This is a genomic window from uncultured Thiodictyon sp., assembly GCF_903828115.1.
In the GTDB taxonomy this organism is placed as follows: Bacteria; Pseudomonadota; Gammaproteobacteria; order Chromatiales; family Chromatiaceae; genus Thiodictyon.
The window spans coordinates 1-8121 of record NZ_CAIKKU010000181.1; the positions used below are offsets into that span (position 1 = coordinate 1).

Consider the following 8121-nt stretch of genomic DNA (forward strand, 5'->3'; position numbering starts at 1 on the left):
GGACGGCCCGACCCTGCGCTACTGCATCGAAGAGACCCACCTGGACGGCGTCTGGCCGCAGAAATACGCCCGCGCCATCCTGCCCTATTCGCTGCTGGACGAGGCCCTGCTCATGGGCGACACCGAGCGGCGGCGGCCCAGGCGCGGCCTGCTTGGCCTGGACCCGCCGCCCACGTTCGATCTGGTCATCGTCGACGTGGCCCACCACATCCGCAACACCGAGACCTGGGCCTACCGAGCAGCCCGCTGGTTCTGCGACAACGCCGAGGCCGTTGTCCTGCTCTCCGCCACCCCCATCCAACTCGGCGACCCCGATCTCTACACCTTGCTCCACCTCCTGCGCCCGGACCTGCTGCCCAGCCGCCGCGAGTACGAGCAAATGGCCGAGCCCAACCCGTACATCAATGCCGCCATCGAGTCCGTCCGCGGCGCCGGCCCAGACTGGCGCGGCCACGCCCGCGTCGCAATGCAAGCCGCCATCGCCACCCCCTGGGGCCGCAATGTACTCACCGCCGACCCGCGCACCCAGACCGCCCATGACCTGCTCGACACCGCAGACCCCACCCCGGATGAACGCCTGACCCTGGTCGGCCTGCTCGAAGGGCTCTACACCTTCTCGCCGCTCATCAATCGCACCCGCCGCCGCGACATCGGCAACTTCACCACCCGCAAGCCGGAGACCGTCGCGGTCGACTACACCCCGGAACAGCAGGCGCTGCATACCGACCTGATCCAACTCATCGGCGCCATGCTCGCCCGCCGCCACGGCGACCGGAATCTCCGGTTCATGCTGACGACCGTACACCGCCAACTCGCAAGCTGCGTCTTCGGCCTCGCGCCCTACTTGGAAGCCATACTCGACCGCCACCTGTCCCAACTGGAACTGTCCGAGATCGGCGACGAGGACAGCCCCGACGCACTCAGCGATACCTTCGACCAGTTTCGCGCCGAGGTTCAATCCATCGTCCAGCGCGCCCGCGCCCTGAACGGCCCGGACCCCAAGCTCGCCGCCTTCCTCAAGGTGATCCACGACAAGCAGGCGCTACCCAACAACAAGCTCCTGGTCTTCAGTAGCTTCCGGCACACCCTGGCCTATCTGATCGCCAAGCTCGCCGACCAGCCCGTCCGTACCGGTCTGATCCACGGCGACATCCCGGAAGAAGACCGCCGCGACCTGCGCAACCGCTTCAGTCTCCCCAAAGAGGACCCCACGGCCCTCGACTTGCTCCTGTCCTCCGAGGTCGGCTGCGAGGGACTGGACTACCAATTCTGCGACGGCCTGGTGAACTACGACCTGCCCTGGAACCCCATGCGCGTCGAGCAGCGCATCGGCCGTATCGACCGCTACGGTCAGAAGAGCGAGACCGTCGCGATATACAACTTCATCACCCCCGGCACCGTCGATGCCGAGATCTACGAGCGCTGCCTGCTGCGCATCGGCGTCTTCCGCCAGGCACTCGGCGGCAGCGAAGAGATCCTCGGCCGACTCACCCGCGAGATCCGCGAGATCGCCGAGAACCTAACCCTGACCCCCGCCGAGCAGGCCGCCCGCCTGCAACAGATTGCGGACAACGAGATCCGCGTCATCCAGGAGCAGACTCGGCTCGAAGAGCAACAGGCCAAGCTCTTCGGCCTGGCACTGCCCAAGCGGGACGAAGAAATGGTCCGGCAGGCCGCGAGCTTCTGGCTTCGTCCGCCCATGCTCGCCAACCTGATCGCCCGCTACCTGGAATCCCGCGGGGCCGTCGGCCTGCCCAAGTCCTTCGGTTCAAAGCCCGTCACCACCCTGCAACTCGGACAGGAGGTTCGCGACAAGCTCCTTGCCGACTTCAAGACACTCAAACTCACCGGCACCGTCGCCCAGGCATGGGAGCGATGGCTCAAGGGTAACGATCCCCGCCTTGCCATCACCTTCGACCAGGCGACCGCGGACGAGCAGCGATTGATCGCTTTTATCACCCCCATGCACCCGCTTGCGCGCCAGGCCGCGGAGGCGGAAGAGCCCGCTGCCGTCCTGACCTGTAACCTGACGGCCCAAACCAACGTGGTACCACCGGGCCGATATCCATTTGCCATCTACCGATGGCGCCGGATCGGGCTCAAGGATGACTTCACCTTTCAACCCATCTGCCTTGATCCGCGCCTAAACGAACACATACTTGAATTTCTCGAGGCCGCGATCTCCAGTGAGCCCGGACCCAACGCAATCGCCATCGACGAGGAATCCGCACTGGAAGAGGCTCACTACCGACTGTGGAGCAATTCCCGTGCACAGCAAATTGAGCAGGTCATTAACTTGGCGCGTGCCCAGATAGCTTCTCTGGATGCAACTCATGCGGCTCGCGTCTTACTCCTGAACGATCAGTTCAATACCGCCACCGACGCGCGAATACGTCGTATGCGCGAAGCCCAGATTGCTGCGGCCACGAGGGACTACGAACGCCGTAGAACAGCGCTAAGCCGGGCAGCCGACTTTGGCGAAATCTTGGCGGAGCCCGTGGTCGTTGGGCTCTTAGAGTTGGAGGGATGCTGATGAACCTTTCGGAATGGAAAGAAACCGCCGTACAACTCATTAAGGTGTTGCGCTTACGAGGTGAGGAAGCAGCATTTCGGCGCCTTCTGTCGGAATTGTACCCTGACGAAGCACATTTCATTTACGAGCTATTTCAGAATGCAGAAGATGCTCGCGCCAAACTCTGTCGGTTCACACTCACCGCCGATGCCCTTGAATTCGAACATGATGGTCGAGACTTGTTTTCTGAAAAAGACGTAATGTCGATCACGAGCTTCGGGAACTCCACCAAGCGCGACGACCCAACCGCAATCGGAAAATTTGGCGTTGGGTTCAAGTCGGTCTTTGCTTATACAAGCACTCCGGAAATACATTCTGGCGATTTCCATTTTCGCATCCATGATCTTGTAGTTCCGGAGACCGACGGCGTTGAGAAGACGGCGAACCGTGCCCGAGAAACACGGTTCATACTGCCATTCAATCATCCCGAAAAGTCAGCCGATAAAGCGACTGAAGAGGTCGAGCGCGGACTTCGCGCCCTCGGCGACAACACCCTACTGTTCCTTTCCGAAATCCGGAAAATTGAATATTTGTTGCCCGACGGATCGCTCGGTTACTTAGAGCGTATCGAGCATGAAGGCGGTCTCATCGCAGCTAATCCTGAACATTCGGATAGCATATGCCAAACCGACACAGCCCATTCTGCCCATTGGACTCATATCGAGATTCAATCCATCCGGATGGATGAACTACTGGCGGCATCCCATTGGCTTCGATTTCGATCACCGATAACGATTAAAGATGACGATGGCAAAATTATTCCGCGTCACGTTGCAGTTGCCTATAAACTGAGTCACGGAAGCAGCAAGCCCGGAGAGCCGCGATGGACTATTGTTCCTGTCGACCCGGGAGAGGTTTCCATCTATTTCCCCGCGGCAAAAGAAACGTCAAAACTTAGGTTTCATTTGCACGCGCCGTTTGCCTCCACTGTTGCACGAGACAGCGTGCGCTCTTTTCCAGGCAATGATGAACTCCGTGACCATCTTGCGCAACTTATCGCTGCTTCCATAGCGACGATTCGCGACCTTGGATATCTTGACGTTGCTTTCCTTGCCGTCCTACCAAATCCAACGGACTCTCTTTCTGATTTTTACGAACCGATTTGCGTGGCACTTGTGGATGCATTCCGGAACAGCGCCTTGGTTCCCGCTAGGTCTGGAGGCCACGTGCCGGGGTCAAAGCTCTCTCGTAGTCCGGCCCCTATCGCAAGAACATTGACTGATCGAGACATTACAATCCTGTCTGGAAGAGAGATGTGTTTGGCACCCAATCCAGCCAGCGACCACCGTGAAGACCAATTCCTTAAGAGCCTAGATATCACCGAATGGAGTTGGGAGAGCCTAAATCGGGCGCTGTCCGAACGCTCGCGAAAAGCGATAATCAATCAATGGTTGTCTCATATATCCGATGAAAACCTTAAAGCTCTCTATGAACTGCTTGAACGCTCATTGCGCGAAGATCGTTACTATGATCGCCGGCAAGAAAAATTCCTAAACCATCTAAGCGTGAGGCACCTGGACATAGTACGTTCGCGAAACTTAGCCGAAACGAAGATGTCTCAAGTTACCGGATCGTTCTTTCAGGGCAGCCAAGATCATTCGTGTCCCAGTCACGTTTATTTTGTACTTCCCCAATACTGCAGTGGACGTAGTAAGGAGTTCCTAGAACAGATCGGAGTCAAACCATACGATGAGAAGATCATCGTTCGCGAAAGGCTTGAAAGATACCGTAATCCCTGTGGCGCCGATGAGCAACATTTCGATGATATCAAGTGGTTCATTGCGTTCGCTAAGAAATACCAGAAAGAAACGGAAGTTTTCGCATCGTTCGCGTTTCTGCTAGCTAAATCCGATATTGATGATCCGATATTTCAAAGATCCAGTGGCATTTACATCGCTGCACCTTATGCCGAGACATTCCTGCAAGCACTATTCGAGAATGAAGTCGACTCGTCTGCCCGTTTGCCGAAAGAACGCTTGCCCCTGTCAACGGCGTACCTGGAGCATGGTATAGATCCCGAAGCAATACTTGATTTTGCAAAAACTATCGGGGTTTACTGGCGTTTGGAAGTAAACAAATGCACTACGCGGGCAAATCCAGATTATACCAAGCTACACAGCGGCGAAGTCAAGAAATCCAGCCACAACGACTACGGTAGAGAAGATTCGGATTTTTCCATGCCTGCTCTGGTTAAGCTTCTTTCAAAGCCAAGTCGATCTTCGTCGTTACTCATTTGGAAGACGATGACAGAACACGTCCAACTCCAACATCTTGAAGCGTGTTATCAACACAACAACCATTCCACGCATAATACAGCACCATCTCAAGTTGTCCACCAACTAAGAAACGCTGAATGGGTAATGCAGAAGAATGGGCAATTTGTCAAACCATCCGATGCAAATCCGTCGGAATTGCCGGAAGGCTTCTCGTATGACTCGGGTTCCGCCTGGCTAAAGGCCATCGGTTTCGGACTAAACGAAGAAAAGAAAACGCTGAGATATCAAGCTCTGGAGGACGTTGCTAAGAGCAACGGCCTAAGTTCCGCGGAAGAACTCTCAGAAATTGTGCGAATGATACGTGATGCCGGCTTGACAGTCGAACGGATACGCACAATTCTTGTCCAGCATGATATTCAAGATTTGCCTGATGCGACGGTCACTGATCCGGAAAGACGCCGCAAAGGGCTTTTGGATGAATATGAGTCTTTGGAACCCAGAAGAAAGGTATTGGTCGAGCGGATGATCGACCCCGACTACGCGGCGGTCACTGAGGACGCGAAGAAATATCTTAGAGCGCTTTACAAGACGGCAAACGACGAATTCTTCTGCCAGTGTTGTCGGCAGGAAATGCCGTTCCGTTATCCGAATGGCGAGCATTATTTTGAGGCCATCCAGTGTGTCCCAAGTCAGAAGCCCGACCTCCATCGGAAGCGACTCGCCCTGTGCCCGACCTGCGCAGCCATGTACCAACATGCCCGAGAAACAGAAGATGGCGAAATGCTTCGCCAGATCAGAGAATCGGCGGGTCATGATCAAGCGCCATTTGTAGAAATTCCTGTCCGCCTAGCTAGCCGAGACTTGAATCTATATTTCGTTGGCAAACACTGGTTCGACTTGAAGACTCTGCTTTTCCAGTAGCAATTCGGATGAAAGCAAAGCGCATCGTCATCATCGCCGGCCCCAACGGCGCGGGCAAGACCACCTTCGCGCGCGAGTTCCTGCCGAACGAGGCCAACCGCCCGATGTTCGCTAATGCCAGGAAGCGTCGACAACCACTTTGTGCTGATACTCTCTGACTGCGATTCTCTAACTCAATTCCGGAGCGCATCCATGCAATGGCAAGAAATCCGCGCCCATTATCCGCAACAGTGGCTTCTGCTGGAGGCAGTCAAGGCCCATTCCAAAAACGACCAACGTATTCTCGACCAACTGGCGGTGCTTGACTCCTTCCCCGATTCCGCGACGGCCCTGAGCGCCTACGCCAGAATTCATCGCGAAGTCCCGCAACGGGAGCTTTACGTCTTCCACACCAGCCGGGATACGCTGGACATCCGGGAGCGGCAGTGGCTTGGCATTCGGAGCGCGTGATGAATATCGAGCTGCGTCATGGCTTGCCCTATATCAGCGCAGAGATCGAGTATCGCGGACAGCAGGTCAAGATCGAGAATGTCTTGCTGGATACGGGCTCGGCCGGATGCATGTTCGACGCAGACAGATTGTCGGCTATCGGGCTTCACTACGAGCCGTTTGATCTTGTGCAACGCATTCGCGGTGTCGGCGGAGCGGAATTTGTGTTCACGAAGAAGGTCGATCGCCTCGCGCTAGACGACCTCGCGGTCAGCGACTTCGAGATAGAAATCGGGGCGATGGATTACGGGTTCGAGATTTCCGGTATTGTGGGGATGACCTTTTTAACCGCGGTTGGCGCGGTTATTGACCTCGCCAAGTTGGAAATCGCGACACCGTGACCATGAACAAACGCATCGTCATCATTGCCGGCCCCAACGGCGCGGGCAAGACCACCTTCGCCCGCGAGTTCCTGCCCAACGAGGCCGGCTGCCCGATCTTCGTCAACGCCGACCTGATCGCCGCCGGGGGCCTTGATCATAAATCCGCCCAAGACCGCCCGATCGATGTGGGTGTTCACGCGCAAGGCTATGTTCTGCAAGGGGTCTGATGCCTCGGGGCTGAACGGGGTGGGCGGATTTATGATCAAGGCCGCCGCCGGGCTGTCGCCCTTCGCGCCCGATCTCGCTGCGATCAAGGCGGGGCGGCTGATGCTGGAGGCAATTTCCGACCATGTGCGACAGGGCGAGAGCTTCGCCTTCGAGACGACGCTGGCCGGTCTTGGCTACGCTCGGACCATCCCGAAATGGCGAGTACAGGGCTTTGGGGTCAAACTGATTTTCCTGTCCTTACCGGACCCAGAGTCGGCTATGACTCGCGTTGCGGAGAGGGTAGCTTGGGGCGGGCACGCCGCCTCAGAGTCAACGATTCGCTGTCGCTTTGCTGCGGTCATCAATGTCGGCTGATCGCGTACAAGAACCCATCACGTAAACACCACGATGAACAGCAGGCACAGAAGAACCTTGCAGGACATTTTCGCCACTCCGGTTAGCCCGGCTATCCCTTGGCGGGATGTCGAGTCCCTGCTCATTGCCCTGGGGGCCATCGTGAAGGAAGGAGCGGGTTCCCGCGTCAATGTCCTGTTGAATGGGCGTGTGGCGGTTTTGCATCGTCCGCATCCGCAAAAGGAGACAGACAAGGGCGCGGTCAAGTCCGTGCGCAGATTCCTAACTGAGGCAGGTATACAACCATGATGGAATACAAGGGCTATGTTGGGCGGGTCGAGTTCGACGACGAGGCCGGGTTATTTCACGGTGAGGTCATCAACACCCGCGACGTGATTACCTTCCAAGGGACCACCGCGGAGGACATCATGCGGGAATTTCGGGTTTCCGTTGATGTCTATCTTGAGTTTTGCGCCGAGCAAGGAAAGGCCCCGGATCATCCAAACACGGGCCACTTGGTCTTGGACATAGCCCCGGAATTGCAGGCGGCGATGATTCAAGCGGCCAGGCGGGAGCATAAGAACCTGGATGCCTGGATCGTCGAAAGGCTGGCGGCGGGCGTGTGCTCTGTTTCGGCGGTCAGCCCGAGATAATTCTCAAGCGTCGCGCCGCATGGCATCCAGGTCGCCGTCCCAGGGCAACGTGCCGCGCGCCGTGCGGATGCGTTCCTGCTCCTTCAGTCGAACCAGGAGCCGCAACCCCTCCTCGATCGCTTCGCGCTTGGTTTGGAGCCCCGAGAGGGCCTGTGCACGCTCCATGAGCCGGTCATCGATCACGATGTTGGTTCGCATGCCGTGGGTCTCCGGAAGACTCGGTGTCGGCGATTATGCTTCTTTGGCTTGAGGCGGCGGAATCCTCGCTCGCGTCGTCTTACCCGCCGATCTTCAAGGTCTGCGGTCCCAAGCGCCTGAGGACAATGATCGCCGACGCGGCGCCGTTGTCGTTGTCGTAATCGTGGTCGGATTATTCGATTACGACA

The 8121-nt window shown here is 57.1% G+C and carries 9 protein-coding genes and 1 pseudogene; 9 read left to right on the forward strand and 1 reads right to left on the reverse strand.

What is annotated here, in order from left to right; translation table 11 throughout:
- From QZY48_RS06490 to QZY48_RS06530, 9 genes and pseudogenes are all read left to right on the forward strand, one after another.
- Positions 1 to 2533: helicase-related protein (locus QZY48_RS06490; protein ID WP_295429214.1), on the forward strand; the 2533-nt coding region annotated here is incomplete at its 5' end.
- Positions 2527 to 5709: a hypothetical protein gene (locus QZY48_RS06495; protein WP_295429217.1), complete on the forward strand. Its 3183-nt coding sequence runs from the start codon at positions 2527 to 2529 to the stop codon at positions 5707 to 5709. The genes QZY48_RS06490 and QZY48_RS06495, both read left to right, overlap by 7 nt.
- Positions 5710 to 5717: 8 nt before the next feature.
- A complete protein-coding gene (locus QZY48_RS06500; RefSeq protein WP_295429219.1) occupies positions 5718 to 5867 on the forward strand; it encodes a hypothetical protein in 150 nt (49 codons plus the stop codon).
- Between the two features lie 34 nt (positions 5868 to 5901).
- Positions 5902 to 6159, forward strand: coding sequence for a hypothetical protein (locus QZY48_RS06505; protein WP_295429222.1), 258 nt, complete (start codon positions 5902 to 5904; stop codon positions 6157 to 6159).
- On the forward strand, positions 6159 to 6539 hold the full coding sequence (locus QZY48_RS06510) for a retropepsin-like aspartic protease (protein WP_295429225.1): 381 nt from the start codon (positions 6159 to 6161) through the stop codon (positions 6537 to 6539). The genes QZY48_RS06505 and QZY48_RS06510 overlap by 1 nt, the downstream gene beginning before the upstream one ends.
- A 2-nt stretch (positions 6540 to 6541) precedes the next feature.
- Positions 6542 to 6667: pseudogene (locus QZY48_RS06515) on the forward strand (Zeta toxin family protein); the annotation flags it as partial.
- Between the two features lie 112 nt (positions 6668 to 6779).
- Positions 6780 to 7103, forward strand: coding sequence for a hypothetical protein (locus tag QZY48_RS06520; RefSeq protein ID WP_295429228.1), 324 nt, complete (start codon positions 6780 to 6782; stop codon positions 7101 to 7103).
- Positions 7104 to 7136: 33 nt separating this feature from the next.
- The gene (locus tag QZY48_RS06525) at positions 7137 to 7391 is read left to right on the forward strand and encodes a type II toxin-antitoxin system HicA family toxin (RefSeq protein WP_295429231.1); all 255 of its coding nucleotides are present in this window, start codon (positions 7137 to 7139) and stop codon (positions 7389 to 7391) included.
- A complete protein-coding gene (locus QZY48_RS06530; RefSeq protein WP_295429233.1) occupies positions 7388 to 7735 on the forward strand; it encodes a type II toxin-antitoxin system HicB family antitoxin in 348 nt (115 codons plus the stop codon). The genes QZY48_RS06525 and QZY48_RS06530 overlap by 4 nt, the downstream gene beginning before the upstream one ends.
- 3 nt (positions 7736 to 7738) lie before the next feature.
- Here the strand turns inward: QZY48_RS06530 and QZY48_RS06535 are convergent, their stop codons facing one another.
- A complete protein-coding gene (locus QZY48_RS06535) occupies positions 7739 to 7933 on the reverse strand; it encodes a type II toxin-antitoxin system VapB family antitoxin (protein WP_295429235.1) in 195 nt (64 codons plus the stop codon).
- Positions 7934 to 8121: the final 188 nt, after the last annotated feature.

Bases quoted from the DNA above. Each gene is read 5' to 3' on its own strand.
- QZY48_RS06530 (WP_295429233.1), top strand. From the start codon at position 7,388: ATGATGGAATACAAGGGCTATGTTGGGCGGGTCGAGTTCGACGACGAG.
- QZY48_RS06500 (WP_295429219.1), top strand. From the start codon at position 5,718: ATGAAAGCAAAGCGCATCGTCATCATCGCCGGCCCCAACGGCGCGGGC.
- QZY48_RS06505 (WP_295429222.1), top strand. From the start codon at position 5,902: ATGCAATGGCAAGAAATCCGCGCCCATTATCCGCAACAGTGGCTTCTG.
- QZY48_RS06535 (WP_295429235.1), bottom strand. From the start codon at position 7,933: ATGCGAACCAACATCGTGATCGATGACCGGCTCATGGAGCGTGCACAG.
- QZY48_RS06510 (WP_295429225.1), top strand. From the start codon at position 6,159: ATGAATATCGAGCTGCGTCATGGCTTGCCCTATATCAGCGCAGAGATC.
- QZY48_RS06525 (WP_295429231.1), top strand. From the start codon at position 7,137: ATGAACAGCAGGCACAGAAGAACCTTGCAGGACATTTTCGCCACTCCG.
- QZY48_RS06495 (WP_295429217.1), top strand. From the start codon at position 2,527: ATGCTGATGAACCTTTCGGAATGGAAAGAAACCGCCGTACAACTCATT.
- QZY48_RS06520 (WP_295429228.1), top strand. From the start codon at position 6,780: ATGATCAAGGCCGCCGCCGGGCTGTCGCCCTTCGCGCCCGATCTCGCT.